The 25,044-nt window shown below is 55.8% G+C and carries 33 protein-coding genes and 1 tRNA gene; 22 read left to right on the top strand and 12 right to left on the bottom strand.

Annotated features, from left to right (window positions below):
• The first annotated feature begins 6 nt into the window (after positions 1–6).
• The 3 genes from MVB78_RS09635 (at position 7) to MVB78_RS09625 (ending at position 1,386) form a co-directional block, all read left to right on the top strand.
• On the top strand, positions 7–195 hold the full coding sequence (locus MVB78_RS09635) for a KH domain-containing protein (RefSeq protein WP_297490783.1): 189 nt from the start codon (positions 7–9) through the stop codon (positions 193–195).
• Positions 192–752: a site-2 protease family protein gene (locus MVB78_RS09630; protein WP_297490745.1), complete on the top strand. Its 561-nt coding sequence runs from the start codon at positions 192–194 to the stop codon at positions 750–752. Before MVB78_RS09635 ends, MVB78_RS09630 begins: the two co-directional genes overlap by 4 nt.
• Positions 753–816: 64 nt before the next feature.
• Complete coding sequence (locus MVB78_RS09625) at positions 817–1,386, top strand: glucose-6-phosphate isomerase (RefSeq protein WP_297490781.1); 570 nt, start codon at positions 817–819, stop codon at positions 1,384–1,386.
• Here MVB78_RS09625 and MVB78_RS09620 read toward each other — a convergent pair whose 3' ends face one another.
• Entirely contained in the window at positions 1,387–1,974 is a 588-nt protein-coding gene (locus MVB78_RS09620; protein ID WP_297490742.1) for a lysine exporter LysO family protein, read from the bottom strand.
• Positions 1,971–2,219 (bottom strand): hypothetical protein, encoded by a 249-nt coding sequence (locus MVB78_RS09615; protein WP_297490740.1) that lies wholly within the window; start codon positions 2,217–2,219, stop codon positions 1,971–1,973. The genes MVB78_RS09620 and MVB78_RS09615 overlap by 4 nt, the downstream gene beginning before the upstream one ends.
• Before the next feature lie 84 nt (positions 2,220–2,303).
• On the opposite strand from MVB78_RS09615, the gene MVB78_RS09610 reads away from it, so the two are divergent.
• On the top strand, positions 2,304–3,503 hold the full coding sequence (locus MVB78_RS09610; RefSeq protein WP_297490779.1) for a pyridoxal phosphate-dependent aminotransferase: 1,200 nt from the start codon (positions 2,304–2,306) through the stop codon (positions 3,501–3,503).
• Between the two features lie 449 nt (positions 3,504–3,952).
• On the opposite strand, the gene MVB78_RS09605 is transcribed toward MVB78_RS09610, so the two are convergent.
• Positions 3,953–4,030 (bottom strand) — tRNA-Val (locus tag MVB78_RS09605).
• A gap of 91 nt (positions 4,031–4,121) precedes the next feature.
• On the opposite strand from MVB78_RS09605, the gene MVB78_RS09600 reads away from it, so the two are divergent.
• Entirely contained in the window at positions 4,122–4,625 is a 504-nt protein-coding gene (locus MVB78_RS09600) for an HIT domain-containing protein (protein WP_297490738.1), read from the top strand.
• Positions 4,626–4,636: 11 nt separating this feature from the next.
• Here the strand turns inward: MVB78_RS09600 and MVB78_RS09595 are convergent, their stop codons facing one another.
• Positions 4,637–5,683, bottom strand: coding sequence for a glycosyltransferase (locus MVB78_RS09595; protein WP_297490736.1), 1,047 nt, complete (start codon positions 5,681–5,683; stop codon positions 4,637–4,639).
• Between the two features lie 170 nt (positions 5,684–5,853).
• Between MVB78_RS09595 and MVB78_RS09590 the strand changes: the two genes are divergently transcribed.
• Both MVB78_RS09590 and MVB78_RS11345 read left to right on the top strand, forming a co-directional pair.
• Positions 5,854–7,518 (top strand): PEGA domain-containing protein, encoded by a 1,665-nt coding sequence (locus MVB78_RS09590; protein WP_297490734.1) that lies wholly within the window; start codon positions 5,854–5,856, stop codon positions 7,516–7,518.
• Positions 7,497–7,568, top strand: coding sequence for a CGP-CTERM sorting domain-containing protein (locus tag MVB78_RS11345; RefSeq protein ID WP_367271009.1), 72 nt, complete (start codon positions 7,497–7,499; stop codon positions 7,566–7,568). Before MVB78_RS09590 ends, MVB78_RS11345 begins: the two co-directional genes overlap by 22 nt.
• Positions 7,569–7,635: 67 nt before the next feature.
• Here the strand turns inward: MVB78_RS11345 and MVB78_RS09585 are convergent, their stop codons facing one another.
• From MVB78_RS09585 to gatD, 5 genes are read right to left on the bottom strand one after another with little or no spacing between them, the layout of a single operon-like run.
• On the bottom strand, positions 7,636–8,139 hold the full coding sequence (locus MVB78_RS09585; RefSeq protein WP_297490728.1) for a hypothetical protein: 504 nt from the start codon (positions 8,137–8,139) through the stop codon (positions 7,636–7,638).
• A gap of 31 nt (positions 8,140–8,170) precedes the next feature.
• The gene (gene gatE / locus MVB78_RS09580) at positions 8,171–10,057 is read right to left on the bottom strand and encodes a Glu-tRNA(Gln) amidotransferase subunit GatE (protein WP_297490726.1); all 1,887 of its coding nucleotides are present in this window, start codon (positions 10,055–10,057) and stop codon (positions 8,171–8,173) included.
• Entirely contained in the window at positions 10,054–10,527 is a 474-nt protein-coding gene (locus MVB78_RS09575; RefSeq protein ID WP_297490724.1) for a type II toxin-antitoxin system VapC family toxin, read from the bottom strand. Before MVB78_RS09575 ends, gatE begins: the two co-directional genes overlap by 4 nt.
• A complete protein-coding gene (locus tag MVB78_RS09570) occupies positions 10,493–10,699 on the bottom strand; it encodes an antitoxin family protein (RefSeq protein ID WP_297490721.1) in 207 nt (68 codons plus the stop codon). The genes MVB78_RS09575 and MVB78_RS09570 overlap by 35 nt, the downstream gene beginning before the upstream one ends.
• Positions 10,699–12,012: a Glu-tRNA(Gln) amidotransferase subunit GatD gene (gene gatD, locus MVB78_RS09565; protein ID WP_297490777.1), complete on the bottom strand. Its 1,314-nt coding sequence runs from the start codon at positions 12,010–12,012 to the stop codon at positions 10,699–10,701. The genes MVB78_RS09570 and gatD overlap by 1 nt, the downstream gene beginning before the upstream one ends.
• A gap of 87 nt (positions 12,013–12,099) precedes the next feature.
• Between gatD and MVB78_RS09560 the strand changes: the two genes are divergently transcribed.
• Genes MVB78_RS09560 through MVB78_RS09540 form a run of 5 tightly spaced genes read left to right on the top strand, consistent with a single transcriptional unit; the run spans position 12,100 to position 14,667 of the window.
• The gene (locus MVB78_RS09560; protein WP_297490719.1) at positions 12,100–12,720 is read left to right on the top strand and encodes a haloacid dehalogenase; all 621 of its coding nucleotides are present in this window, start codon (positions 12,100–12,102) and stop codon (positions 12,718–12,720) included.
• A complete protein-coding gene (locus MVB78_RS09555) occupies positions 12,713–13,270 on the top strand; it encodes an endonuclease V (protein WP_297490717.1) in 558 nt (185 codons plus the stop codon). The genes MVB78_RS09560 and MVB78_RS09555 overlap by 8 nt, the downstream gene beginning before the upstream one ends.
• Positions 13,271–13,273: 3 nt before the next feature.
• A complete protein-coding gene (locus MVB78_RS09550) occupies positions 13,274–13,912 on the top strand; it encodes a CTP-dependent riboflavin kinase (RefSeq protein WP_297490714.1) in 639 nt (212 codons plus the stop codon).
• On the top strand, positions 13,909–14,427 hold the full coding sequence (locus tag MVB78_RS09545) for a hypothetical protein (RefSeq protein WP_297490712.1): 519 nt from the start codon (positions 13,909–13,911) through the stop codon (positions 14,425–14,427). The genes MVB78_RS09550 and MVB78_RS09545 overlap by 4 nt, the downstream gene beginning before the upstream one ends.
• A gap of 30 nt (positions 14,428–14,457) precedes the next feature.
• On the top strand, positions 14,458–14,667 hold the full coding sequence (locus MVB78_RS09540) for a PRC-barrel domain-containing protein (RefSeq protein WP_297490709.1): 210 nt from the start codon (positions 14,458–14,460) through the stop codon (positions 14,665–14,667).
• Here the strand turns inward: MVB78_RS09540 and MVB78_RS09535 are convergent.
• Positions 14,664–14,960: a transcriptional regulator gene (locus MVB78_RS09535; RefSeq protein WP_297490706.1), complete on the bottom strand. Its 297-nt coding sequence runs from the start codon at positions 14,958–14,960 to the stop codon at positions 14,664–14,666. The two genes, MVB78_RS09540 and MVB78_RS09535, sit on opposite strands and share 4 nt — an antisense overlap.
• 44 nt (positions 14,961–15,004) lie before the next feature.
• Here MVB78_RS09535 and MVB78_RS09530 point away from each other — a divergent pair, with 44 nt between their 5' ends.
• The 6 genes from MVB78_RS09530 to gcvH all read left to right on the top strand — a co-directional run bounded on the left by MVB78_RS09530 (position 15,005) and on the right by gcvH (position 19,131).
• Positions 15,005–16,165 carry a tRNA pseudouridine(54/55) synthase Pus10 gene (locus tag MVB78_RS09530; protein WP_297490705.1) on the top strand — a complete coding sequence of 387 codons (1,161 nt, stop codon included), beginning with the start codon at positions 15,005–15,007 and terminating at the stop codon, positions 16,163–16,165.
• Positions 16,166–16,479: 314 nt separating this feature from the next.
• On the top strand, positions 16,480–16,776 hold the full coding sequence (locus MVB78_RS09525; protein ID WP_297490702.1) for a 50S ribosomal protein L21e: 297 nt from the start codon (positions 16,480–16,482) through the stop codon (positions 16,774–16,776).
• A 2-nt stretch (positions 16,777–16,778) separates the two neighbouring features.
• Complete coding sequence (locus tag MVB78_RS09520) at positions 16,779–17,147, top strand: RNA polymerase Rpb4 family protein (protein WP_297490775.1); 369 nt, start codon at positions 16,779–16,781, stop codon at positions 17,145–17,147.
• A gap of 68 nt (positions 17,148–17,215) precedes the next feature.
• Positions 17,216–17,836, top strand: a complete 621-nt coding sequence (locus MVB78_RS09515; RefSeq protein ID WP_297490700.1) for a DUF655 domain-containing protein — start codon at positions 17,216–17,218, stop codon at positions 17,834–17,836.
• Entirely contained in the window at positions 17,833–18,654 is an 822-nt protein-coding gene (gene rsmA, locus MVB78_RS09510) for a 16S rRNA (adenine(1518)-N(6)/adenine(1519)-N(6))-dimethyltransferase RsmA (RefSeq protein WP_297490698.1), read from the top strand. Before MVB78_RS09515 ends, rsmA begins: the two co-directional genes overlap by 4 nt.
• Before the next feature lie 72 nt (positions 18,655–18,726).
• Positions 18,727–19,131: a glycine cleavage system protein GcvH gene (gcvH, locus tag MVB78_RS09505; RefSeq protein WP_297490772.1), complete on the top strand. Its 405-nt coding sequence runs from the start codon at positions 18,727–18,729 to the stop codon at positions 19,129–19,131.
• Between the two features lie 152 nt (positions 19,132–19,283).
• Here the strand turns inward: gcvH and MVB78_RS09500 are convergent, their stop codons facing one another.
• Positions 19,284–19,622, bottom strand: coding sequence for a hypothetical protein (locus tag MVB78_RS09500; RefSeq protein WP_297490695.1), 339 nt, complete (start codon positions 19,620–19,622; stop codon positions 19,284–19,286).
• 62 nt (positions 19,623–19,684) lie between these two features.
• Positions 19,685–20,323, bottom strand: coding sequence for a hypothetical protein (locus tag MVB78_RS09495; protein WP_297490692.1), 639 nt, complete (start codon positions 20,321–20,323; stop codon positions 19,685–19,687).
• A 170-nt stretch (positions 20,324–20,493) separates the two neighbouring features.
• Between MVB78_RS09495 and surE the strand changes: the two genes are divergently transcribed.
• The 4 genes from surE (at position 20,494) to MVB78_RS09475 (ending at position 24,911) form a co-directional block, all read left to right on the top strand.
• Positions 20,494–21,270, top strand: a complete 777-nt coding sequence (gene surE / locus MVB78_RS09490; protein ID WP_297490690.1) for a 5'/3'-nucleotidase SurE — start codon at positions 20,494–20,496, stop codon at positions 21,268–21,270.
• Between the two features lie 123 nt (positions 21,271–21,393).
• Positions 21,394–23,373 carry a glucodextranase DOMON-like domain-containing protein gene (locus tag MVB78_RS09485; protein ID WP_297490686.1) on the top strand — a complete coding sequence of 660 codons (1,980 nt, stop codon included), beginning with the start codon at positions 21,394–21,396 and terminating at the stop codon, positions 23,371–23,373.
• Positions 23,374–23,550: 177 nt separating this feature from the next.
• On the top strand, positions 23,551–24,363 hold the full coding sequence (locus MVB78_RS09480; protein ID WP_297490684.1) for an MBL fold metallo-hydrolase: 813 nt from the start codon (positions 23,551–23,553) through the stop codon (positions 24,361–24,363).
• A gap of 20 nt (positions 24,364–24,383) precedes the next feature.
• The gene (locus MVB78_RS09475; RefSeq protein WP_297490770.1) at positions 24,384–24,911 is read left to right on the top strand and encodes a DUF998 domain-containing protein; all 528 of its coding nucleotides are present in this window, start codon (positions 24,384–24,386) and stop codon (positions 24,909–24,911) included.
• Positions 24,912–25,044: the final 133 nt, after the last annotated feature.

Genomic DNA, 25,044 nt, shown 5'->3' with positions numbered 1-25,044 from the left:
AGTGCCATGGAGGAGGTTGCCGAAAAGCTCAGAAGGATGCTCAACGTTGAGATACTCAAAATCGAGGAGGACGGGAACAGGCTGGTCGTTTACGTCCCAGAGGATCAGATCAGGATAGCCGTTGGCAGGGGCGGGGCGGCCGTCAAGGCAGCCGAGCTCGTCCTGGGCCGCAGAATTGAGGTGAAATCTAAATGAAACGGCGCGAGGTGGAGGACCTCACCATCTCCTTCATCGTTTTGGTGCTCCTGTTCTCTGATTTCCGGGTTGGTCTGCTCCCCTACGCTTCCCTGGCGGTTTTAACCGCCTTCGTATTTCACGAACTGGCCCACAAACTGGTTGCCGAGCGCTACGGCTACACCGCCTTCTACCGACGCTGGGATCCCGGGATAGTTCTCGCGCTCCTCTTGGGGATAGGGAGCAGGGTCGTGAGCGGCAACACCTGGGTCTTTGCGGCTGTTGGGGCAGTCCAGATATACGCCCCCTACATGCCTTCACACAGGCCCACCTTCGGGAGGATAGCCCTCGCCGGCCCGGCGGTCAACGTGCTCGTTGGGATCATCGGTCTGCTCCTCATGCCGTTGACTACCGGCTCCATCAAGCTCGCCCTCGCTCTTACGACCTCGGTCAACCTCTGGATAGCCTTCTTCAACCTCTGGCCCATACCACCCCTCGATGGCTGGAAGGTGCTCCGCTGGAACGCCGGCATCTGGGCTATCTCAACCGGCCTAACTTACGCCCTCAACGCATTGTAATGCCGCGGAGGCACACGAGGGAAAGGTTAAATAGGGCCCTCCTGAACTGTTCCCGGTGATGCTGATGGACTACAAGGATCCGATTGGAGTTAATGTAGACCTTGAGACCGGCGTCATTCCCGGTGCCAAAAAGCTCATCAGGCGGCTAAGCGATCTTAAGGGCTACTTCCTCGATGAAGAGGCCTGCAATGAGCTCCTTAAGAAGAACCCGGTGGTCTACGAGGTTTACGCTGTTGAACAGGATGAAAAAGAGGGCGATCTAAACTTCGCGACGACCGTCCTCCACCCCGGCAAGGTTGGGAAGGAGTTCTTCTTCACGAAGGGCCACTTCCACGCAAAGCCGGACAGAGCGGAGGTGTACTACGCAATCCGGGGCAGGGGGGGAATGCTGCTCCAGACTCCCGAGGGAAGGGGCGAATGGGTGCCAATGAACCCGGGAACCGTCGTCTACGTCCCGCCATACTGGGCCCACAGGACGGTTAACACAGGAGATGAACCCTTCATATTCCTCGCGGTCTACCCTGCAGATGCAGGCCACGACTACGGATCCATAAAGGAGAAGGGCTTCTCCAAGCTGGTGATCGAGGAGGCAGGGGAAGTTAAAATCGTTGACAACCCCCGCTGGAAGGAGTGATCAGCCCAGGAGCAGGGGGACGAGGAAGGGCACCGCCATCGTAAGGACGAAGCCGTGGATGAATGCTACTATACCGGCTTCCCTTCCCCCCGCCTCCCTTATTATGCCGAGCGTTGTGTCCATCGTAGTTGCGCCCCCAATCGAGACGAGGGGCCCCGGAGACACGTACTTTTTCAGGACGGGGTACGCCGCTATCGTGAGCAGCTCCCTGAAGAGGTTGGAGAGGAAGCCCACCGTTCCGTAGAGGGCGGAGTACGAGGCGATGACAGGGCCAGTGTAGGAATACCAGCCGCAACCCGCCCCAATGGCGGCGGCGTATTTCAGGGGCATCCCAAAGAGAATCGCTGAGAGAATCCCTGCGGCCATTGAGGCCGCCATCGTGCTCATGGGGAGCAAAAGGACTGGCAGCGCGAGCTGGGCCCTTCCCGATCCTGGAAGAACCGGCTCCATGCCGATGTCTAAACCTATCAGGAACACGAGGGCATAGAGGACGAGTTCGTAGGTGTCCCCCAAGTTCGGATGGAAAGACCTTCCGACCATGAATCCAGCGCTTAGAACGATAAGCACAAAGAGGCCATACCCCCTCATCGGGCCCACCTCCACACTGCGAGCGCCCCGGCGAGGCTCGCCGCCGAGGTCAGGATGGCTATCCCAAAGGAGACCCAAGTGGCCCATCCAAGGTTCATATTGACCTCTCCAGAGCGGACGCCCAAGAAAAATATCAGAGCCAGAACCACCGCGTTCACTGCCCTCTGGATGGCCTTTCTGCCTCCTCTGCCCCTCAGGGGGATTCCAATAGTGAGGCCCACGAGGAGGGGGATGAGGACGTTCATGGAGGGTGGTGAGGGGGTGAAATTAAAACTTTTTCGGCGGAAGGTTTTTTACAGGCTGTATCAAAGCCCCCCATGGTGATAACGTTGATCAAACCGTCGAAGAGGGCCATGGGCGTTAAGTACGCCATAAGGGACGTTGTCCTCCCGGCGAGGGAGCTTGAGAGGAAGGGCGTTGATGTGATCCGGCTCAACATAGGCGATCCCGGGAAGTACGACTTCCAGCCGCCGGAGCACATGAAGGATGCCTACTGCCGCGCCATAGGGGAGGGGCACAACTACTACGGACCGAGCGAAGGTCTCCCCGAGATGAGGGAGGCCGTGGTGAGGCGTGAGAAAAGGAAGAACGGCGTTGACATAACTCCCGAGGACGTCAGAGTTACCGCCGCCGTCACTGAGGCACTCCAGCTTCTTTTTGGGGGTTTGCTGGACCCAGGCGACAACATACTCGTTCCGGGCCCGAGCTATCCCCCTTACACGGGGCTGGTGAGGTTTTACGGCGGCGAGCCGAGGGAGTACCCAACTATCGAGGAGAGGGGATGGCAGCCCGATGTTGAGGACATGAGAAAGTTCATAGACGAGAGGACGAAGGCAATCGCCGTTATAAACCCCAACAACCCCACGGGAGCCCTTTACGAGAGGAAGACCGTTAAAGGGATCCTCGACCTCGCCGGCGAGTACGACCTTCCAGTGATAAGCGACGAGATCTACGACCTGATGACCTACGAGGGAAAGCACGTCTCTCCAGGTTCCCTCACCCGGGACGTGCCAGTAATAGTCATGAACGGCCTGTCGAAGGTCTATTTCGCAACCGGCTGGCGCCTCGGCTATTTCTACTACGTTGACCCGGAGGGCAAGCTTGCCGAAGTCAGGGAAGCGATCGACAAGCTCATGAGGATAAGGATATGCCCGAGTACCCCGGCGCAGTTCGCGGCCATAGCCGGCCTCACAGGGCCGATGGACTACCTGAGGGATTACATGGCCAAACTCAGGGAGAGGAGGGACTACATCTACAGGCGCCTCACGGAGATTCCAGGTATAAGCACCCAGAAACCGCAGGGGGCGTTCTACATCTTCCCGCGCATTGATGAGCGCTCAAAGTGGAAGGGCGACCTCGACTTTGTCATGGACGTCCTCCACGAGGCTCACGTACTCTTCGTCCACGGCTCCGGTTTTGGTAGAACCGGTGACTGGCACTTCAGGATAGTCTTCCTGCCGCCGGTCCCGGTTCTGGAGGAGGCCATGGACCGTTTTGAGGATTTCATGAGGAAGAGGCTCGCGGAGTGAGCTTTTTATTTTGCTCCTCTGGTTCTTTTGGGCCCCTTCAATTTTTTCTGTTCTACATAATGCAAGAATGGAAGCTAAGCCCCCAAAACAGTGGGAATTGCCTCATTCACTCGGTCGTCTTCGAGGGCTACCCTCCCGTGCTTTGGAGCAAAGCTCCAACGTCGCACAGGCGAACAAGCTTTGGGAAAGCTTGACCAGAACAGTGCTCTTCCCATTAAATGGGCAGAGGTTAACCGTGCACTAATCAAGAACAACATTTAAAAGGGGTTTACTCTTCAAACAACCACATTAAAACAGTTTCGACCTTATTATTGGCGTCTCTCGGACGCCGTTTGAAGATGGAAACACTCACAAAACAGATCAGTAGAGAAGAAACCCTCACTCACATTAGTTCGCCTCAAAGAGAAGCACTTACTCTTCTGCCAGCGCTTGCGAAGCAAGGGCTGTAATGGTGGGCCCGCGGGGGTTTGAACCCCGGACCTCCGCCGTGTGAGGGCGGCGTCATAACCAGTCTAGACCACGGGCCCGTCCCGTTTAGGGGAGGCTCGGGAGAGTTATAAATCTTTCGCCGGGAAACTTTTTAACCCCTCCTTCCATTCCCTGGCGGGAGGTGAGAGCTTGAAAGTCCTTTGGGCACCGTGGAGAATAGAGTACATACGCTCACCGAAGCACGACGGCTGCATATTCTGCGACTTCCCGAAGGAGAACCGCGACAGGGAAAGGTTAATCCTCCACCGCGGGAAGCACAGCTTCGTGATAATGAACAACTACCCCTACAACCCGGGCCACGTCATGATAGCCCCCTACAGGCACGTTGGGAAGTGGGAAGACCTCACCGATGAGGAGCTCCTCGAAATAATGAGGCTCTCCCAGCTCATGATAAAGGCGATAAAGAGGGTCATGAACCCAGACGGCTTCAACATGGGTGTTAATTTGGGAAGAGTGGCGGGAGCGGGAATAGACGACCACGTCCACCTCCATATCGTCCCGCGCTGGAACGGGGACACGAACTTCATGCCGGTCGTGGCGGATACAAAAGTCATCCCGGAGTCCCTGCAGGAGGCCTACGACGAGCTGAAAAAGGCGATAGACGAGGTTTTAAACGAAGCCGAGCGTTTCTGATTCCGGCTTCCTCATCTTTTCGAGAGGACCCACCTTGTATAGCCGTAAACGTGGAGGCACAGGTAAAAGGCCGCCCAGAACCACAGGAGAACCGGGAACAGGAGGATCTCCAGTTTTAAACCCCCTTCGTTTCTGACGGCCACAGCTATCGTCAGCATTTCAAACAGGACAAAGAGGGCCAAAAGCCCCCACCTTTCAAGCGCAATGGCCATTAAGGGGAAGGTGACATCGGAGAGCGCTATAATCTCACTCACGGCAAGGAAGAACCTGTCCTTCAGCGGCCCCCCACCGAGCTTGGGCAAATCCCCAAGGAACCACCTTTTGCGCTGCCTCCAGAGTGATGAGAGCGTCAGGGGCATCCTGACCCACGCCCTGGCCAAGGGTGAGTAGACGACCCTGCCGAGCCCTTTGAAGGCTATGGTTGTCGCGTAGTCTTCAACAGGATCCTCGACGAAGCCGCCTATCTTGAGAAGGGCCTCCCTCCTGAAGGCGGAAACCGGTCCCGGGGCGAGGCTCAGGTTTTCAAGCTCCTTGGCCCGCCTGAACATCGCTATCCTCAAGTGCTCAACGTCCTGGGCGAGCTCAAGAAACCTCCTCCCCGCAACCCGAACCTGCCCCCCAACTGCCACTACCTCCCGGGAGTAGAACCTTTTAACGAGCTCGGAGACGGCGTCCTTCTCCAGGAAGCCGTCGGCGTCAGTCGTCACAATTATTTCACCGGAGGAAGCCTCAAGGCCCAGGTTGAGGGCCCTCGCCTTGCCGCCGTGTTTTGCTTTTATGACCTTAAGTCTTTCGTCCCTAACCGATAAGGCCCTCTCGTACGTCCCGTCCTCGCTCCCATCATCTATTACTATGACTTCAAGATCGGGGTAGTCCTGGGAGAGGGCGGCTTTAACGGCATCCTCTATGTTCTCCTCCTCGTTGTAGGCCGGAATAAGAACGCTGACCCTCGGCCTCCACTCCCGCGTGCGATAGACCTTTCTGAGGCTCAAGAGATAGCGGAGGAAGAAGTAGCCGTCCCAGAGCAGGATGAGAGAGAGGAGGATCTCGGGGAGCATATGAGGAGGATACCAAAGGAGTTTAAAAACCCTGTTTCAGGTGTGGTTTGGTTGTGTTGATTTTGAACGTGCATATCACCTTCCAAGGTTACCAAGGGTCCGTATTCAAAAAATAAAGCTTATAAGATAAGATACCACCAACTTCCTGAAAAATACATAGGGGGCTGGAAATGAAAGCCAAAACGGTAATGGTAACGTTCTGGGTGCTGCTTCTGTTATTGAGCTTGGTGATGGTCTCAAAAACCTCCGGAGCATCGCCAAACAGTGATCCAACAGTCACTCCATGGGCAAAGACTTACGGGGGACGCAATGGTGAGGGAGCTCGTGCGGTTGCTATCGCTGAGAACGGTGACATTATCGTGGCGGGGGTTACTAACAGCTTCGGTGCTGGTAGTTATGACTTTTGGATCCTCAGGCTCGACTCTAATGGTAATGTAAAATGGCAGAAGACTTACGGAGGAAGCGATGATGATATGGCTTTCGCGGTTGCGGTAGCGCCTAACGGCGACATTATCGTGGCTGGAGTTACTAACAGCTTCAGCTCTGGAACGGCTGACGTTTGGGTTCTCAGGCTTGATGAGAATGGAAACGTTAAGTGGCAGAAGACTTACGGAGGAACAAAAGATGATGTTGCTAACGCGGTTGCTATAGCAGGTAACGGAGACATCATTGTGGCCGGGGTTACTAACAGCTTCGGCACTGGTAGTTATGACTTCTGGGTTCTCAGGCTTGATGAGAATGGTAATGTAAAATGGCAGAGGACTTACGGAGGAAGGAGGGATAATGAGGCTCGCACGGTTGTTGTTACTCCCAATGGAGACATTATTGTGGCTGGAGTTACTAACAGTTTCGGCACTGGTTCTGATGATGCTTGGATTCTGAGACTCGACGCTGACGGGAACGTTAGATGGCAGAGAACCTACGGAGGAAGCAAGGAGGATGGGGCTAACAAGGTTACCATCGCTCCTAACGGCGATGTAATCATGGCCGGTTACACTAAAAGCTTCGGTGCTGGTTACTGGGACGCTTGGGTTCTTCGCCTTCCCTCGGATGGGAACCTGCCGGGCTGTAACTTCTGCAATGATTCAAACGCTCAGGTAAGCGTGCCTTCCCCAACCGTTAAAGATACCAACGCAAGCGTTGGAGATACCAATGCCCAAGTCCAGGACTCAGACGGGATCGTTCAAACTGCTAACCTCAAAGTTCACACCTATTATGGGCCGGCGACCCTAACAATCAATTCAAGTCCCTCTGGGGCGAACGTTTACATTAACGGGACTTACAAGGGGGTAACACCACTCACCTTAAACCTCACTCCCGGAACTTACGAGGTTAAACTCACCAAGCAGGATTATCAGAATTACACGACAACAGTAACGTTAAACCCCATCGAAAGCAAGACACTAAACCTCTCCCTAACCCCCACCTTTGGCTACCTCACCGTTACCTCCAGCCCGAGCGGTGCTACTGTCATTATTGATGGGAAAGAGGTCGGGAGCACGCCACTGGAGAAGCACAGACTTTCAACCGGCCGGCATCAAATCGCCATTAGAAAGAATGGGTACAGAGAGGAGAACTTCACGCTTACGATTGAGGCCGGAAAGGAGGTCAAAAAGAACGTTGAACTTACCCCAATCCAGACCACTACAGCAACGACCAATTCCTCTGCCACTGGGGTTTCCTCAACCTTAAGTTCTCCCACTACAACTTCCCAAACGACTCCTCCAGCACGGCTAAAACAACGAGCAGTGCCGGAAGCACCACGACCAGTTCCCCAGGCAAGACTCCCGCAACCACCAAAGGCAAGGGCGGCATCTGCGGGCCAGCGGCAATAATCGGCCTTGCAACAACCCCGCTCCTTCTCAGGAGGAGAAAAACCCTCTGAGTTTCTCCTTCTTTAAAATTTTTAAGATGGCCAACAAAACCACCTCGGGGATGATGAGTTTTTTTCCTCACTCCGAGCGGTGACGAGGAGCCGATGCCCTGACCTTCCTCCTTCGGTAACCCCTCAGAAGGCCTCCAAAGAGGCTCAAAAAGAGCCCGATGAGGAGGAGAAGGTTGTTCAGGGCTTCAAGGGAGTGGTAGCGGTAGCCGAAGTATGAGAGCAGGAGTATGAGGCCAGTTACCAGGGTAACTTTCAATGCCGTTGCCCCCCTGTCCCTCCCCGCTATTTCCTCAGCGACCTTTTCAAGACCTTTCTCCTTTCCAACTAAAAACTCCTCGCCGGAAGTCCAGCCGGGAGGAACGTCCTGAAGTGGGGCTATGAGAAAAGTATCTCCAGACCGCGCGATTATCACCTCATCGCTCGTCATGGCGGTCATGAGTAGGGCGTCCCTGAGGGAAGTGCTGTCAGGATTAAAGAGGAGCGTGTAGTTCCGCAGCTTTTCCTTAAGCTTCGAAAGAACTTCCGAATCAGGGGGATAGGTGTAGTAGAGCACTCGATACCGGTACCTCATGGGAGGAATTTGGAGAAAAGGGATAAAAAGCTTAGCTCAGCTCCTGAATCTTCTTCCTGACGAGAGAGCTGACGAGCTTCCCGTCGGCCCTTCCCCTAAGTTTGGCCATTGCCCTTCCCATTATCATGCCCATCGCTCCCATGCCCTTAGCCTTTATGACCTCGATGTTGGCTTTGATGACCTCGTCGATGATTTTCTCGACTTCCTCTTCGCTGAGAAGAGTTAGTCCTTTCTCCTCCGCAACCTGCTTCGCGGTCTTCTCGGGATTTTTCGCCAGCTCCTTGAAAATCCCCTCGAAGGCCTCCTTGGCAATCTTGCCCTCAAGGTACAGCTCAAAGGCCTCCCTGATGTGCTCTTCCGTAACCTTCTCTACCGGGACCTCTTTCTTGAGGCCCTTGAGGACGACCACTAAAATTGAAGCGGCCAGAGATGGCTTAACCCCCTTCTTTACCAGCTCCTCGAAGAGCTCGTCGCGCTCGTCGTTGACGAGGGTCTCCGCTAAGCTTCTGTCGATCCTGTACCCCTTAACAAAGCGTTCAACCCTCTCCTGGGGAAGCTCAGGAAGGTTCGCCTTTATCCTCTCCTTGTACTCCTCTGGCAGGAAGATGGTGGGAATGTCCGTCTCCGGATACATCCTCGCCTTGCCAGGGAGCGGGCGCATGTACTGGGTGTTGCCGTCCGGCAAAGCCCTCCTCGTCTCCTCTGGAACGCCTTCTATGGCTTCCTTAGCGCGCTTGACGACCTCGGCTAAAGCTTTCTTAGCGGTTTCTTCCTCTGCAGCGACAAGGACGAAGGCGTCTTTTTCACCGAGACCGAGTTTTTCGATAACTGCATCAACATCTTTTTCTGTAATTCCATAGTTCGGTAATTCGTCAATGTGGAAGATTCCCCTGACGTACTTCTTGGCCCTGTCCGCCATCTCAGTTCCCAAACGCCTGCCGGGCTGTATCTCCCTGCCTATGAGACCTCTAAAGCCCGGGAGCTTGACGGCGAGAACCTTACCCCCCTTCCCGATGGCCCTGGCTATTATCTTCGACTCTGTGTTCTGGAAAACCTCGGTAACGTCGTGGAACTCCTCTTTGATGTCCTCGGGCTTAACTCCTCTCTCCATCAGCTCGTCGCGGATTTTGAGGAGGTTTACCTGTCTCTCGGCTTCCCTCTCGATGATGAGCGGTATCATGTCAAGCTCCTGAACGCCCTTGATCTCTATCCTCGCACCGCCCCTGATGGAGACGTTTAGGTCCTGCCTTATGGTTCCTAATCCGCGCTTGACCTTTTTAGTTGCCCTTAAGGCATCGCCGATGTACTTGGCAACGACTTTAGCCTGCTCGGGATGGTGTATGTCCGGAGTGGTGCTTATCTCCACCAGCGGAATACCCAGGCGGTCAACGCGGTAGATTACCTCCTTCTCCTTCCGCTCAACGATTCTACACGCGTCCTCCTCAAGGCATATCGTCGGAATGCCCACGCTTCCCCAGGGCGTGTCAACCTTTCCGTTCATCGCTATTATGGCCGTTCTCTGGAAGCCTGAAACATTGGAGCCGTCTATAACTATCTTGCGCATGAAGTGAACCTCATCGACCGGCTTGGCGTTGAGGAGGTAGGCTATCTGGAGCGAAACCTCCAAAGCCTCCCTGTCGGGCCCCCTCGGCGGTTCTTCGTCCATGTAAACCAGATCCGTCAGCTCGTAGTTGCCCTCGTAGACGTACTTCCTCCCCTTCTTGAACTCTTCCAGAGCGGCCGGATCTATTTCGCCCATCTCGCTCATCGTCGGCCTCAGGCGTCGCTCAAAGGTAAAGTCAACCCCCTCGGTCAGCTCACTCGGGACGGGTGAGAACAGCTTTTTGGTATCGAGCTGTCTGTGAATCTCAAGGCCGACCTTGAGGCCGAGCTTTTCGTAGTCGAACTTTCCGGTCATCTCAACACCTCCAGATTGGTTCTCAAAAAGTCATCATCGAAGGTAACCAATTTTGAAATCCCATACACTTCACAAGTTGCGAGTATTAAGGCGTCGTTGGGTAAGAGACCATATTTTTTCCGTAAGTCTCTGCTCCTCCTAACGACTTCTTCAGTTTCTTCCAAGAACTCGAGCAATCCAGCAGTATAGAGCTCATCGAGTAAGCTGTCAAAGGCCTCGACAATCTCATAGAGTGAGGGGTCTCTTTTCAGCTCTTTCTTGAGTGCATAGGTTCCTTTTCTTCCGGTTTTGGAGGTGAAATGATGACCAAGAATGACAAAAGAAACCTCCGAATAGATAGTGGGAGTTATACACAGCTTGCACTCTCTGCTAACACTGTCTAGGAGCTCAACTGCTCTCTCGTTTCCACTGAGAACTTCAACCCACACGTTGCTGTCAACTACCGCCAGCTCTTTCCTCGATGTACTCATAGTACTCTGCCTCCCAGTCGTGTTCGCTCCTCTTCAATATGCCCGCGTATTTCCTCAGGATTGGACCGGCGCTCTTTACTATGACCTCGACCTCAGTTCCCTCAGGTAGTTTGACGTCTTCTAAAGGCACGAAAATCCCATTTTTATAGACCGCTTTTATACCCACACCCATCACCTCAGGAAGGTGTCGAACCTCGTGTAGGGCGTTATCTCGCCGGCGTAGTTGGTGAGCATCATCTTCCTCACTTCATCAGGGTCATTGGTGTGGCCGAGAACCCACATCAGCTTGACGTAAGCCGTTTCCGGAAGCATGTCCTCGCAGGGAATCGCTCCAGCTTTTAGGAGCTTCCTGCCGTTGGAGTAGACGTTGAGGTTCACCCTGCCGTAGAGGCACTGGCTGGTGACGCATACGGTAACTCCTTCCTGGACTGCCCTCTCAACGTGCGGTATGAACTCCTGAGGAACGTGGCCGAGACCCGTTCCCTCTATAACAACGCCTTTGTAGCCCCTATCAACCAGAAAGTCGAGTACCTCACCGCTCACTCCCGGATAGACCTTGAGGATCGCGACCTTCTCCTCCATTCTGTCGTCGACCTCTACCTCACCTTCACTCTTCCTCCTGTAGTCGTCCCTGAGGAGTTCTATTCTGTCCTTCCATATTTTGGCTATCGGGATGTCGTTTACGCTCCTGAAGGCGTCTCTCCTGCTCGTGTGCATCTTCCTTACCTTCGTTCCGCGGTGGGCTAAGCAGTAGGTGTCGCTCGTCTCGCCGTGCATCACCACCATCACTTCCGCAACGTCGCTGGTGGCCATTTTTACGGCGCAGGTGAGGTTCATGGCTGAGTCACTGCTCGGCCTGTCTGAGCTCCTCTGGGCACCTACCAGAATTACCGGCTTGGTAAGATTTCTGAGCATGAAGCTCAGGGCAGAGGCAGTGTAGCCCATCGTGTCAGTTCCGTGGGCTATGACAACCCCATCCTCGCCGGAGTTCAGGGCTTTTGCCACCTCGTGGGCTATCCTCTTCCAGTAAGCGGGCTTCATGTCCTCGCTGAGGATGTTCATGATGAGCTTCGGCGTCACGTTGGCCATCTCGAACATCTCCGGGACTGCCTTGGCGAGCTCTTCGGCGGTAAAAGCCGGGTGAACTGCGCCGGTCTTGTAGTCTATCCTGCTCGCTATCGTTCCGCCGGTTCCAAGGATCGTGACGTTGGGCAGGCCCTCCCTCTTGGGGAGAACTTCCTGGAAGGCCATCTTCGGCTTTTCGGCGGCCTTTTCAAGTATCTCAACGCTTTCGATGGCATCGATGAGGATTCCGATGTTGTAGCCGTTGTCGAGTTTTATCGTCAGAGTCTCGCCCGGGGAGAGCTCGTAGGGTGGCATGACTATACCCTCGTAGACCGTTCCGTCCTTCTCGGTTATTCTGACCGCATCCCCTACGTTAAGTCCTTCACTTCTCATGAAGCGCTCAACCTTTCTCTCCTTCATCTTGACCCCCATCCGGAGTTCACCGTCCACTATAAAACGCTACCGGGTGCCTTATAAGGACTTTTTCCAAGGGCCAGGGGTGGTGGTATGGACATCGAGGAGATAGTGGAGTCCATAAGGAGGCGGCTCGACGAGAAGGACGCGCTCAGGGAAGAGGCCCTAAAGACCAGCAGGGAGATAGTCAGGCTGAGCGGCGATACCGTCAAGGCGCTCCACAGAGGGGAGGTCTCGACCGCAAGGGCACGCTTTGCGGAGGCGGGAAAACTCGTTGGGGAGCTTAGGAAAAGGCTGACCTCTCATCCGGACATATACTACACGGGTTACGTCCAGACAGCACATCAGGAGTTCGTGGAGGCTGCGCTCCTGCTGAGCTATGCCGCGGGAGAGCCGTACCCAAGTCCCGAGGAGCTGGGAGTTCCTGAGGCGGATTACGCCCTCGGGCTCGGTGATTTCGTTGGCGAGCTGAGGAGGTGCTTCCTCCTCAGGCTTTTAGAAAACGACGTTGAATCGGCGGAGAAGACCTACAGGGAGATGGAGAGGATCTACAACGCCCTCATGACGCTTGAGTACCCAAAAGGCCTTGTGAACGTGCGCCAGAAGCAGGACCAGGCGAGGCACGTACTTGAGAGAACCCTTGAAGACCTCACGAGAGCGAAACTGAACAAGAGCCTTGAGGAAAAGCTAAAAGCGGCGGTGGGGGATGAGTGAAGACATCCTCAGGAAGCTGGCAGAGGTTCAGAAAAGGCTTGCGGAGAGGTTAGTTGAGAGGCCGCTCCCGTTAGAATCGGTGAAAACGGTGGGGGCGGTCGATGTCTCATATCGGGGAGAAAGGGCAAGGGCAGCCTTTGTGCTCTGCTCCTTCCCGGACTGTGAGCCCTTGATATCAAGGGTCGTTGAAACCGAGGTGCCCTTTCCCTACATCCCAACCTACTTCTTCCTTCGGGAGACGAGGCCGGTGCTGCTGGCTATCGGGAGGGAGAGGCCGGACGTTCTTCTCGTTGAGGGGCATGGAAAGGCACATCCAAGGAGCTACGGCCTGGCTTCACACATAGGGCTCGTCCTTGGGGCACCGACAGTTGGGATAGCCAAGAGGCTACTTAAAGGGGCCCCGCCCGGTTCGTGGGTTAGGGTTGGGAGGGCCTACGTGAGCGTCGGTCATCTCGTTGACCTGGACTCGGCAGTTGCGATAGTTAAGGCTTTAAGCCGGGACGGCTATCCACTACCGCTTAAGCTCGCTGACAGACTCTCTAAGGTGTAGTCCATGGAGAAAGTTGAGCTGCTTATCGAACTCGCCCTCATGGGGGCGGTGGGTGAGGAGAGGAGGGTAACGATAAGGTCCCTCTCCGAGAGGCTTGGCACGTCGCCACAGAGCGTCCTGAGGCTCCTCTCGCGACTTGAGGAGGAGGGCTTTCTCAGGCGGCGGGTTTCAGGAAGGAAAACCCACGTGGAGCTCACCGAGGGGGCCCTTGAGTACCTTGAGGGCCTGTACGAGAAGCTCGGAAGGGCCCTCTACAACGGCCTCGTCGTTGGCGAAGTGGTCTCGGGCGTGGGAGAGGGTGCCTATTACGTCCGCCTCTACTCAGAGCGCTTTAGGGAGTACCTCGGCTTTGATCCATACCCCGGAACGCTCAACGTCAAGGTTCTCTTCCCCAAGACGATCTTTGACGCCCTCGTCAACCTGAGACCCGTGCTCATACCGGGCTTCGTTAAAAATGGAAGAACCTTCGGGGACGTTAAAGCCTATCCTGTTCTGATACGCGGGATCGAGGGGGCCATCGTCGTCCCGTCGAGGACGCTTCACCCACCGGAGATAGCGGAGGTCATAGCCCCCCTGAACCTGAGGGAGAGGCTCGGCCTGAGGGACGGTGACAGGGTAAGGATCGAGGTGCAGGGAAGATGAGGACTGAGGTACTCAACGCGTCCGCCGGCGCGGGATTGCTGTCGCTGGTCGCATTTTTCGCGATCATAAGGCTTCTCCCGGAGTGGACGTCCACGACGACCGTGATGAAGATCTTTGTAATCGCTGTACTCGGGGGGATTGGCCTCTCACTTTCCGTCAAGCGCGAGCTCAGGGCCTCTGGGATTTCCTACCTCACCGGGGTGTCGGTTGCCCTCGTCCTCATCGCCCTCCTCCAGTTCTGGAACATCTCACCCTCAACTGTCCTCGTACTCGTGGTGGTCTCCCTCCTGCCCCTGCGCTTTTACCCTCCCTCTGGCCTGCTGGATGCCCTCCTCACTGGTCCGCTCTACTTCTCGGGTCCCATTACCGTCTTGGGGCTCTTGGCCCCCCTCAAAGTCTTTGAGAGCGTCGCCCTTCCCCTCCTTATAGTGTACGCGGGGTTCATCGGGGGGATAGCCGCCTTCATCTTCTCCGTGGTGCTGCTCCTGGTGGGGATGAGAACAAACCTTAAATAGCCGGGCGATAAGAGTTAGGGGGTGGTACAAATGGTCATGAGGCTCTCCAAGATTTACGGCAAGCAGATCTACAACACGAAGGGCAACTACGTCGGCTACGTTGATGAAGTTCTCATTGATGTAGACACCGGACAGGGAAGGGTCATCGCACTCGCCCTGCCTGGGGGAAAGGTCGGCATACCCTACGAGCGCGTTCTCTCGATAGGGGACATAATCCTCGTCAAGGCCAAGGAGGACTAACGCCGCCTCTCTATTTTGAACCTCGGCTCCTCTATCCACTCCGACTTACAGCGGGGGCACCGGGATGGCACCTTTATCTCGGGCTTAAAGCGAAAGCCGCAGTTCCTGCACTCGGCTGGCTTTATCAGGAGCACCTTCCCCTCCTTCTTGAGCGTCCGCTGGATTGCCCTCAGGTCTTCGAGGATCGTCTTAACCGAGCCCTTTCCACTGAGCCCGAGGGCAAGTGCCAACTCGCTCGGCGAGTAGTCCCTCTCCTCCAAAAGGCTTATTATCCTCTGTCTGCGAGTCTCCATCGGTTTGAGTAGGGGACCGGATTAAAAAGGTTAAGGGTGGGAAGATGATAGTCGAAAGGGCCGAAGAGGTTCTTGAAGCGCATAAGCTCTGCGATCACTGCCTGGGAAGGCTCTTTTCCCAGCTTGGAAAGGGAACCAACGAGGAGAGGGGGAAAGCCATAAGGTTCGTCCTGAACATGGAGCGCTCGTCTAAAGGTCTGCCTCCCCTGCATGAGCCGGAGGAGTGCGAGCTCTGCGGGAACATCTTCAATAAGATCCCCAATATTGTGGAGAGGATGTTAGAGGCGTCCGAGGGGGTGGAGTTCGAGACCTTTCTCGTTGGTTCGCGCTTCCCGAAGGAGGTCAGGGAAAGGGAGAGGGCCATCTGGACTCAATTCGGCATTGACACGGCAGAACCCATAAACCGCGAGTTCAACCGCGAGCTGGGAAAGGCCTTTGGCCGGAAGACCGGAAAGGAAACATCGAGGAGCCCGGACGTCGTTTTCATAGTGGAGCCCTACTCGGACAAGATCGAGCTCCAGATAAACCCGCTCTACGTCTACGGCCGCTATAGAAAGCTCGTCCGCGGGATCCCACAGACTCCGCTACCGGGTTTTAAAGAGAGCGTTGCCTCGATAATCTGCGGGCCCTTTTCAAGGGCCTTCGGTGGAAAGTGCGTCTTCAAGGGCGCCGGCAGGGAGGACGTTGACGTTCGCATGCTCGGCAACGGCAGACCCTTCATAGTGGAGCTGAAGGGGCCGAGGAGGCGGAAGGTCGACTTAGAGGAGGTAGTTAGGGAGGTGAACGCGGGCGGAAAGGTGGAGATCTTCGGTCTCCGCTTCGTATCTCCCAAGGAGGCAGAAGAGGTTCTGACCGGAAATCACAGGAAGGAATACCTCGTGCTGGTTTTCGTTGATGAGGGAGTAACCCCTGAGGAAGCAGAGGAGGTCGCCAAAAAGCTTACGGGGATGGAGATACACCAGAGAACCCCGTGGCGCGTTAGAAAGGTGAGATCCGATAAAGTCAGGGTCAGGAAGGTCTACCGCGCCGAGGCGAGGTGGATAGACGAGAAGCATTTTGAGCTGCGCCTTCTTACAGAGGGCGGCCTCTACATCAAGGAGCTGGTCTCCGGCGATAGGGGGAGGACTAAGCCGAGCGTCAGTGAGCTGCTCGGAAAGCGGGCCTGGTGCGAGAGGCTTGACGTGCTTAACGTCCTCAGCGATTAGCCCTCTTGTTTTCGTTAGAAGTCCTTAAGCTGGTCTTTTACGTTTTTGAGGGCTCCGCCGTTCAGGCTGGGATGGGTCAGGCTTGATGAGATTGCAATTCAGGGGGAGGTTTGGAGTGCCAGGGCTTCCACTCCAAGTCCGGGGGTGAAAGGTTTATAAATGGATGGGTGCAGGCTTTACTGATTGCGGGCCGCCGGTTGGATAAAAAGCGAAAAGGTGAACGCGCGGCCCGGAAGCTCTGCGGTCGAGTCTTAAAAGGGCTGGAAGTTCCCTGTAAACTGCGCCCGTGTAAAAAGGGTTTAGAGGTGGTTGGTATGGTTAAGAAAGCGCACAGCTTCAGGAGGAAGACGCGTGGGAAGCTCAGCAAGCACCCGAGGAGGAGGGGTCTGCCCCCGCTCACGAGGTTCCTTCAGGGGTTTGAGAAGGGCCAGAGGGTCCACATAGTCATAGAGCCGAGCTACCACAGGGGCATGCCGGATCCGCGGTTCCACGGCAGAACTGGAACCGTCGTCGGCAAGCGCGGCGACGCCTACATCGTCGAGGTGATGGACGGCGGGAAGAGGAAGACCTTCTTCATCCACCCGGTTCACCTCAGGCCCCAGAAGGGATGAGCATGATCGGCAGGAAAAAGCTCGAGGAAAGGTACCTCAGCGTGTCTGAGGCCAAGGAACTCCTTGAGCGCAGAAGGGAGGAGGGGATGGAGGAAACCCCCGAGGAGCCGATGTTCTACGAGGCGAAGATAAGCCTTGAGCACGCCGAGAAGTTCGCAACGCTGAAGCCAGAGGAGGCCAGGGAGCTGAAGGAGAAGCTTGTGGGGCTCTTCGAATGGATAGATGAGAGAACCGCGGCGAAGCTCGTCGACCTCCTCCCGGAGGACTACTTCGATATAAGGGTCATCTTCGCCAAGGAGGCCCACATGCCCACCAAGGAGGAGGCTGAGGAGATCGTGAAGCTTATCGACGGGTACCGGCCGCTGAAGTAGCGGTACCCGTTGCCTTTTCTCACAAACTATAAAAACTTGTTAGGGAATAGATTCTTGGGGGAGAGAAAATGGACAACTACAGGAGGCACTCCTATCGTGAAAGCATCCAGAAGAAGAGGCACAACAAAGAGTATGAGGAGTACGCTTACGTCTTGGACTACCTTCCTGAGGGCTACACTGACCTTAAAACTGGTAGGAGGACGGGAAAGCCCGTGGCCCAGGTATTGGGGGAGAAGGCCTTCACGCTCCTTGAGGTCACCCCGAAAACGGAGCTGATGCTTTACGAGAGGGTCTTCATCGGCAAGGGGGAGAGGGACAAGGTCCTCATGATAAACAGAAAGATATCCTACGATGAGCTCACTGCAACGGCCAAGGCCGAGCTCCCCTACGTCGTCAAGGAGATCATCAAAAACAACGAGAACCGCTTCGTGAAGTTCTTCAACATAGCGCCGCCGATAACCAACCGCCTCCACAGTCTCGAACTCCTCCCAGGGATCGGAAAGAAGCTCATGTGGGACATCCTCGAGGAGAGGAAGAGGGAACCCTTCGAGAGCTTTGAGGACTTACGCCACAGGGTTAAAGGGCTTCATGACCCGGTCGATATGATAGCGCGCCGCGTAATAGATGAGATCGAGGGAAAGGATCGCTACCGTCTTTTCGTCGGTTCCAGGAGGCTCTTCAGGGAATGAGGGGCAGACTTTCGTATTTGCTCTCCAAATACTCCCTCACCCCCAACCGCGACCTCGGCCAGAACTTTCTCGTAGTTCCGGATGTGATTGAGCGGAACGTTGAGCGGGCCCGGCTTAGCACGGGGGACACCGTTCTCGAAATAGGGCCCGGCTTGGGATTCCTCACCTCTGAGCTTTCAAAGCGGGCCGGAAAGGTCTACGCAATCGAGAGGGACCCTAAAATGGTCGAGATCCTCAGAAAGGAGTACGACTGGGAGAACGTTGAGATAATCCAGGGCGACGCGGTCAGGGTTGAGTGGCCGCGGTTCACCAAGATGGTCTCAAACCTGCCGTACCAGATATCCTCTCCAGTCACCTTTAAGCTCTTGAAGATGGACTTTGAAAGGGCAGTTTTGGTGTATCAGCTTGAGTTCGCCAAGAGAATGGTCGCCAAACCCGGGGACAGGAGCTATTCCCGGCTCTCCCTCATGGTGCGAGCCAGAGCCGATGTGGAGCTCGTTGAGAGGATAGGCAAAGGCGCCTTCTGGCCCAGACCGAAGGTGGACTCGGCCGTTGTCGTGATCGAGCCAAAACCACGCCCCGAGAGGATCGAACTGAATGAGAACCTCGTCAGGGCCCTCTTCCAGCACAGACTGAGTACCGTTGCCTCGGCCCTCAGGAAGTCCCACCACATGCTCGGCCTTGACAAGGAAGGATTAAAAGCCGTTAGGGGAGCTTTGGGCCGCGTTCCTCACGCGGAAAAGAGGGTCTTCCAGCTCTCTCCCATCGACGTCCTTGATATCGAGCAATACCTCCTCTCAGAGGGGATTCTAAGGTGATCTCCTCTCCAGCGCCCATGTTGTGACAAAAGCTTTAAATTGAAGCGCCTCTACTAATTGCTGGTGGTGTTCATGATAGAAGTTGGGGAATACGAGATCAAGGAGGGCCTATACTACACCAAAGACCATGAATGGGCCCAGGTTCTTGAGGACGGGACCGTTCTCGTTGGCATAACCGACTACGCCCAGAAGGAGCTCGGCGACCTCGCCTACGTCGAGCTTCCGGAGATCGGAAAAGAGGTCAGCAAAGGGGACGTTCTCTGCGAGATAGAAAGCGTCAAGGCCGTCAGCGAGGTTTACGCCCCGGTGAGCGGTGAGGTCATCGAGGTCAACTCCGAACTCGAAGACAGCCCCGAGCTTCTCAACGAGGACCCCTACGGTAACTGGATAGCCAAGCTTAAGCCGAGCAGCCTTGAGGATGAGCTTAAGGAGCTCATGGACACTGAAGCCTACGCCAAGTACCTTGAAAGCCTCTGATCAACTTTTGGGTGAGCTCGGTCTTTCCTTTTCATCACTCGTCAGATACCCTAGGGATCGTCATCGCTCACTTTCACCTTGCCCCCTATCTCTTATCAGTTTTGCTGTTTCAGCGCCGGCGGCTGTTTTGTTAGCGCTACTAATGCCCCGCCTCAGTACACGTCCCTTTCGACCACCACGTAGCCGCCCTCAACACTTCCCCCGAGTCCCCTGATCCTGAGGTTCTCCTCCGCCTTTTTAAGGATCCCCCTGAAGAGTTCCGCAATTTTATCATCCGAAAAGCTCCTGGAGGTTCGTTCGATCCCTATCGTCACGGTGTAGCCTGCTCCCGTTCTCACCGCCCTCACCCACCTCACACTGATTCCCCTGGAATGGGGGATTTCCCGTATGATCTCCTTCTCTACGATGGAGGGGTTTATCTCTCCCCTTTCAGACTTTATCGCCGAGAGAAACTCCTCTGAAACACCTGCTTCGCTGAGGAGCCTTTCCACCTCTCGCTCAAGCTTTTTCCTGTCTATTCTAGGAACCTGCTGCTCCCCCCTGAGGAGTCTGATTATCCTACCCCCTTGGATCGGATGGGGTTCCGGGTGAAGCGGACGAGCGGCACCTGCGGAACGGTCTTAAACGCCGCCCTCTTGATGTGAACTCTCGTCTCGAAGCCGAGGCTTTTCCTGAGGCTTGAGGCCATCTCCTCAGCGATGTCCTCGGGTTGAACCTCCCCCCTGCTGTAGCCCGAGAGCTGAACGCTGAGGACGAGTATGTTTCTACCTGTGAAACCCTGCAACAGCCTCCCGTTGGCTTCCAGTGACTCAACGGCTATATCCCTCCTGCTCCTGAGGGCCCTCAGGGAGTCAAGGATGGCACTCTCCGCCTTCAGCAGGAGTTCAGCCGGGAGCTTGATGTTGAGTGAAAGGTCAATGACCTTCGGTTCCTCCGGGCGGGGAGTTGCGGGCTCTTCCACCTCGGGAAGCTTAAGGCTGCCGTGGAGAAGATCGAGAAGTTCCCATTTGTCCAGCGAATAGACAACCGCGTTTTCAATGATGTCTGGGACTTCGCTGAGGTTCTTCTGAGTCCCGTTCGATATGACCATCAGGGGCCTGTTTCCAGGGGCTACGAGAAAGATCCCCTTTGGTTGAGTATAAGCCCGGACTGCTGCTTTGGAAGCGGAGGGGAGCTTAGCAACCACCTTCATCTTATTGTATCACCGATAGTGTCTACAGCTTAGCCTTAAAAAAACTTTCTCAACTTGGCTTTTGTCCAAAGTAGTGGGAGTTTCACAACGTTCTCCCGTTCACTGGGATACGGTTTCTTTGGCAGCTCGCCGGGGCAAGCTTATTAAACGCCCCCCGGCTACGGTTTATCATGCCCAGGATACTCGTCACCAACGACGATGGGGTTTACTCAAGGGGCATAAGGGCGGCGGTGGAGGCCCTGGGCGAGCTCGGCGATGTCTACGTCGTTGCACCGCTCTTCCAGAGGAGCGCCAGTGGAAGGGCCATGACGCTTCACAGGCCAATCCGGGCGCGGAGGCTCTCCATTCCCGGCGCAAAGGTGGTCTACGGGATAGACGGTACCCCCACCGACAGCGTCATATTCGCGATAGCCCGATTTGGGGGCTTTGAGCTCGCCGTGAGCGGGATAAACCTCGGTGAGAACCTCAGCACGGAGATAACTGTCTCCGGAACTGCTTCAGCCGCTATAGAAGCTGCTACCCACGGCATACCCTCGATGGCAGTGAGCCTTGAGGTGGACTGGAAGAGAACGCTCGGCGATGGGGAGGGGGTTGACTTCTCGGTTTCAGCGCACTTCCTTCGAAGGATAGCCGGGGCGGTGCTCGCGAAGGGCCTTCCCGAAGGCGTTGATATGCTGAACGTGAACGTCCCGAGCGGTGCCACAAGTGAAACCCCTCTGGCCATCACAAGGCTCGCGAGGAAGCGCTACTGCCCGAGTGTTGAGGAGAGGATCGACCCCAAGGGCAATCCCTACTACTGGATAGTTGGACGGCTGGTCAAGAATTTTGAGCCTGGAACGGACGCGTACGCTCTCAAAGTTGAGAGAAAGGTGAGCGTAACTCCAGTGAACATTGACATGACTGCGGGAGTTGACTTTGGACTGCTCTGGGATCTCCTTACTCCCTAACTCTGAGTTGGAGGCTCAGAAAAAGCGCGGTCTCCCTCCCCCACACTTTGGAACCCCTTCGATGTCCCGGTTTCCGGACAGAAAATTTATAACTATTGGGTGGGTATAGTAAGCGGTGATACCATGAAGAGGCTAGCGGTTTTAATAGCCGCTTTCGTTATTTTCGGAGTTTTTGGATTCGCCATGGCCAGCGCTACGACCGTTGCAGTGGACCTCGCCCACGGCGAGAACGCCAAGTACCTCGTCAATCCACCGACTATAACCGTGAACAATACAACCAAGACCCTCGCCCCGCCGATCATCGAGGGCGTTGGAGACATGAAGTGGGCCTACTTCGGCCCCGAGGGAATGTTCGAGAACGCGAGCATCGAGCACCTCGCCAACACGATAACGGCCGACGCCCTGAAGAACGTTGACGTGCTCATCCTCGGCCAGCCGAGCAGTCCCTTCACACCAGATGAGATCCAGGCCATAAAGAACTGGTTTGCTCAGGGCGGCAAGGTTCTCTGGGTGGCCGCGGACAGCGACTACGGAAGCGGCGTGCAGGTTCAAGACGTTGTCGACGCCGTTCTTGAGCAGTTCGGCTACGGAAACCTCAGGGTCGATCTCTGTTCAGTTGAAGACCCGACGAGCAACGCCGGTGCCGGCTACCGTGTCGTCGGGCACGTGAACCCTGACTCGGACACACCGCTTATGTCCGTTATCGTTAACGACTTCCAGAACGGTGGTAAAGTGCTCTACCACGGGCCCGGTGTCGTTGCCTGGGTGGACGACCAGGGCAACTGGCACAAGCTCAACGCCACTTCAAAGCCGCCCCTCACTTACAGGATAGTCGTTACGAGCCCAAACGGTACCATCGTTGAGAACAACGATCCACCTGCCAACGCCTACCTTGCCGGTGACACCGGTGTCTTCCCGCTCCTCGCGGCCCAGATCGTCCAGCTCAACAACGGCAAGCACAGCCTCCTCATCGTCAGCGGTGAGAGCCCCTACGGCGACTACGAGCCCACTTGGAGCCCGCTCTACCACGGTGTTAAGCTCGACGGCCCGCAGTTCGTCAACAACCTCCTTCACTGGGCCACACTGGTCGCCAAGTATGGTGTTCCGAAGAAGCTCTACAGCATCTCCGATCCGACCGGTGACGATCACGGGCCGGGAACCTACACCTACCCGACCGACCCGGTGTTCAACCACACCGGCCTCTTTGACCTGACCGGTGTTGACATATCCAAGATGGGCTCCTACTATGTCTTCCAGTACCACTTCAAGAACCTCGGCGGCAACCCGTGGAACGGGCCCGACGGCTTCAGCCTCCAGATAATCGAGACCTACCTCGATGTAAAGAAGGGCGGCAACACCTCCGCGATAAAGCTCTCCCCCAAGGGGCCGGGAAGCAACGTTAATATCGACCCAGATCACCCGTGGGACGTCGCCTTCAGGATCAGCGGCTGGACCCACAAGCTCATCCTCGCCAACGGAACAGTTCTCGACGACGTTAAGGTCAGCGCAGACCTGAGTACCAACACGATAACGGCCCTCGTGCCGGCCAAATACATAGGCAACCTGAGCCCAGACGACAGGATAAGCGTCCTCGTCGGCTCTCAGGACGGCTTCGGCATTGACGAGTGGCGCGACGTCCAGGTCAAGGCCGCGCAGTGGAGGATAGGCGGCGGGGATTCGGACGCGATCATAGCTGGCGTCGCCCCGCGCGTTATGGATCTCCTCGTTCCGAGCTGGTTCAAGCCGACCCAGGAGGAGCAGCTCAAGAGCTACGACGCCAAGAACGGCAAGAAGGCCACCGTCGACATGATACCCCTCACAAAGCCTCAGACCACGACCAGCTCAAGTTCCTCTTCGTCGAGTAGCTCTACCTCTTCGAGCAGTACTTCTTCAACCTCGTCCTCTTCAAGCAGTACCACTTCAACCTCTTCCTCCTCAAGCAGTTCGAGCAGTACTCCTTCGAGCAGTTCTTCATCGAGCAGTAGTTCAAGCCCGTCAAGCACGCCTTCGAGCAGTAGCAGCAAGGGCGGCTGGCACATTTGCGGGCCGGCCGCGATAATAGCCCTCGCAGCACTCCCACTCCTCCTCAGAAGGAGGAAGTGAAGCCGCTGCGTGATTGGCCTTTAGTTCTTCCTTATTTTTGAATTTTACATTCTCCTGTGAGCTTTCACCTTTCTGGCGGAAGGCCGTAGACGCGTGATAGTGAGAGCTGAGCCCTTGGTGAGATGATTCGTGGAAAGGTTTAAGGAGAGTTTGAATCCTCTTGGAGGGGGGGCAACCATGAGGCTCACGGTCATTTTCGAGAACCACGCCGGTTACAGGAAGGGGCTTCTCGGCTACCACGGCTTTTCAGCCTTGGTTGAACACAACGGAAGGAAGGTTTTGGTAGATTCCGGAACCGATGGGAGTGTTCTCCTGCTCAACATGGACTCGCTTGGGGTTTCTCCCGGGGAGATAGACGCGATCTTCCTCACCCACGGCCACTACGACCACACCGGCGGTCTCAAGGCCTTTCTCCAGGAGAGAAGAAAAGGCGTGGACGTGTATGCCCATCCAGGCATCTTTCAGAGGAGAGTCGCCCTAAAACCGAAGCTCAGGGAGATAGGCATCCCCTTCACGAGGGGGGAGCTCGAAGACCTCGGCGCGCGCTTCCACCTGAGCCCGAAACCTGTGGAGTTCCTCCCGGGCTTCCTGAGCTCGGGCGAAGTTGAGAGGAAGCACTGGGACAGGGCCGTTGGATACCTCACAAAAAACGGTGGGTACGTTAAAGACCCGGTCAGAGATGACGTGGCGCTCATAGTTGATCTTGGAAGGGAAGTTGCCGTGATAACGGGCTGCGGCCACAGCGGGATCCTGAACATAGCGGAACAGGCCATAAGGCTCACTGGGAAACCCATTGGGGCCCTGATCGGAGGGTTCCACCTCAGAGGCGCCAAGAGGAAGCTGCTGGATGATGCGATTCGGGGACTGAAATCACTAAAGGTTGGAAGGCTCTGCGCCGGCCACTGCACGGGGGTAGATGAGTACGCCTACTTGAAGGCCCGCTTCCAAAACACAGGGGCCCTCCACGTTGGACTCTCCTTGGAACTCTAACGGTGCCAAGGATGAAGCCGATGCAGTTGCCCCTGAAGTACTCGGGAATCCTCGCCGGCTTAGTCTACTGGCTCTTTGTCGCGTGGAGCATAAGCAGGAACCGCTGGTTCTCCTTCTTCCATAATGCACTCAGCGACCTCGGCGACCCTTCAAAGGCCACCTCACCGTGGATATACAACTGCGGCCTCATCGTCTCTGGGATCTTTGTGTTCGCCTTCTCGCTCTACCTCATCATCGCGTCGGAGAACAAGCTCCAGACCGTCGGCGGCGCATACGTCAGCATCTCCGCCCTCTTCCTTGCCCTCATCGGGGTTTTCCACGGCGGGACGAGGCCACACGTCTTCGTCTCCACCTACTTCTTCGTCCAGTTCTTCCTTGGTTCAATCCTCTACGGCCTGGGCAGCGGGAGAAGGGCCCTGAGGTACGGTTCGGTTCTGATCTTCCTTCTGGCCCTCTTCGGGACGTTCATAGACTGGCCCTCGGTAGCGCTCGGCGAGACCTACGAGATAGCCCTTGTTATGGCTTTCACCGTCCTCGTTGTTCCCTAAAACTGACCTCCTCCCCGCCGTGAACGGCGAGGGTTCCAACGAGGAACCCCTAACCCAAAGGCGGAGAGGTTCGAGGGGTCTCATTAAAACCCGCTAAAAAGCGGGTCTTCGACCCCTCCGGCCCGGTCTTAGG

The organism is Thermococcus sp., from assembly GCF_026991495.1.
In the GTDB taxonomy this organism is placed as follows: domain Archaea; phylum Methanobacteriota_B; class Thermococci; order Thermococcales; family Thermococcaceae; genus Thermococcus.
The sequence above is the reverse complement of the archived record's forward strand: the minus strand, read 5'-3'. Positions and strand labels throughout refer to the sequence as shown.

What these genes read in the sequence shown, in the direction of transcription:
- MVB78_RS09635 (WP_297490783.1), top strand. Translation starts at nt 7, where the DNA reads ATGGAGGAGGTTGCCGAAAAGCTCAGAAGGATGCTCAACGTTGAGATA.
- MVB78_RS09630 (WP_297490745.1), top strand. Translation starts at nt 192, where the DNA reads ATGAAACGGCGCGAGGTGGAGGACCTCACCATCTCCTTCATCGTTTTG.
- MVB78_RS09625 (WP_297490781.1), top strand. Translation starts at nt 817, where the DNA reads ATGGACTACAAGGATCCGATTGGAGTTAATGTAGACCTTGAGACCGGC.
- MVB78_RS09620 (WP_297490742.1), bottom strand. Translation starts at nt 1,974, where the DNA reads ATGAGGGGGTATGGCCTCTTTGTGCTTATCGTTCTAAGCGCTGGATTC.
- MVB78_RS09615 (WP_297490740.1), bottom strand. Translation starts at nt 2,219, where the DNA reads ATGAACGTCCTCATCCCCCTCCTCGTGGGCCTCACTATTGGAATCCCC.
- MVB78_RS09595 (WP_297490736.1), bottom strand. Translation starts at nt 5,683, where the DNA reads ATGCTCCCCGAGATCCTCCTCTCTCTCATCCTGCTCTGGGACGGCTAC.
- MVB78_RS09590 (WP_297490734.1), top strand. Translation starts at nt 5,854, where the DNA reads ATGAAAGCCAAAACGGTAATGGTAACGTTCTGGGTGCTGCTTCTGTTA.
- MVB78_RS09585 (WP_297490728.1), bottom strand. Translation starts at nt 8,139, where the DNA reads ATGAGGTACCGGTATCGAGTGCTCTACTACACCTATCCCCCTGATTCG.
- gatE (WP_297490726.1), bottom strand. Translation starts at nt 10,057, where the DNA reads ATGACCGGAAAGTTCGACTACGAAAAGCTCGGCCTCAAGGTCGGCCTT.
- MVB78_RS09575 (WP_297490724.1), bottom strand. Translation starts at nt 10,527, where the DNA reads ATGAGTACATCGAGGAAAGAGCTGGCGGTAGTTGACAGCAACGTGTGG.
- MVB78_RS09570 (WP_297490721.1), bottom strand. Translation starts at nt 10,699, where the DNA reads ATGGGTGTGGGTATAAAAGCGGTCTATAAAAATGGGATTTTCGTGCCT.
- gatD (WP_297490777.1), bottom strand. Translation starts at nt 12,012, where the DNA reads ATGAAGGAGAGAAAGGTTGAGCGCTTCATGAGAAGTGAAGGACTTAAC.
- MVB78_RS09560 (WP_297490719.1), top strand. Translation starts at nt 12,100, where the DNA reads ATGGACATCGAGGAGATAGTGGAGTCCATAAGGAGGCGGCTCGACGAG.
- MVB78_RS09555 (WP_297490717.1), top strand. Translation starts at nt 12,713, where the DNA reads ATGAGTGAAGACATCCTCAGGAAGCTGGCAGAGGTTCAGAAAAGGCTT.
- MVB78_RS09550 (WP_297490714.1), top strand. Translation starts at nt 13,274, where the DNA reads ATGGAGAAAGTTGAGCTGCTTATCGAACTCGCCCTCATGGGGGCGGTG.
- MVB78_RS09545 (WP_297490712.1), top strand. Translation starts at nt 13,909, where the DNA reads ATGAGGACTGAGGTACTCAACGCGTCCGCCGGCGCGGGATTGCTGTCG.
- MVB78_RS09540 (WP_297490709.1), top strand. Translation starts at nt 14,458, where the DNA reads ATGGTCATGAGGCTCTCCAAGATTTACGGCAAGCAGATCTACAACACG.
- MVB78_RS09535 (WP_297490706.1), bottom strand. Translation starts at nt 14,960, where the DNA reads ATGGAGACTCGCAGACAGAGGATAATAAGCCTTTTGGAGGAGAGGGAC.
- MVB78_RS09530 (WP_297490705.1), top strand. Translation starts at nt 15,005, where the DNA reads ATGATAGTCGAAAGGGCCGAAGAGGTTCTTGAAGCGCATAAGCTCTGC.
- MVB78_RS09525 (WP_297490702.1), top strand. Translation starts at nt 16,480, where the DNA reads ATGGTTAAGAAAGCGCACAGCTTCAGGAGGAAGACGCGTGGGAAGCTC.
- MVB78_RS09520 (WP_297490775.1), top strand. Translation starts at nt 16,779, where the DNA reads ATGATCGGCAGGAAAAAGCTCGAGGAAAGGTACCTCAGCGTGTCTGAG.
- MVB78_RS09515 (WP_297490700.1), top strand. Translation starts at nt 17,216, where the DNA reads ATGGACAACTACAGGAGGCACTCCTATCGTGAAAGCATCCAGAAGAAG.
- rsmA (WP_297490698.1), top strand. Translation starts at nt 17,833, where the DNA reads ATGAGGGGCAGACTTTCGTATTTGCTCTCCAAATACTCCCTCACCCCC.
- gcvH (WP_297490772.1), top strand. Translation starts at nt 18,727, where the DNA reads ATGATAGAAGTTGGGGAATACGAGATCAAGGAGGGCCTATACTACACC.
- MVB78_RS09495 (WP_297490692.1), bottom strand. Translation starts at nt 20,323, where the DNA reads ATGAAGGTGGTTGCTAAGCTCCCCTCCGCTTCCAAAGCAGCAGTCCGG.
- surE (WP_297490690.1), top strand. Translation starts at nt 20,494, where the DNA reads ATGCCCAGGATACTCGTCACCAACGACGATGGGGTTTACTCAAGGGGC.
- MVB78_RS09485 (WP_297490686.1), top strand. Translation starts at nt 21,394, where the DNA reads ATGAAGAGGCTAGCGGTTTTAATAGCCGCTTTCGTTATTTTCGGAGTT.
- MVB78_RS09480 (WP_297490684.1), top strand. Translation starts at nt 23,551, where the DNA reads ATGAGGCTCACGGTCATTTTCGAGAACCACGCCGGTTACAGGAAGGGG.
- MVB78_RS09475 (WP_297490770.1), top strand. Translation starts at nt 24,384, where the DNA reads ATGCAGTTGCCCCTGAAGTACTCGGGAATCCTCGCCGGCTTAGTCTAC.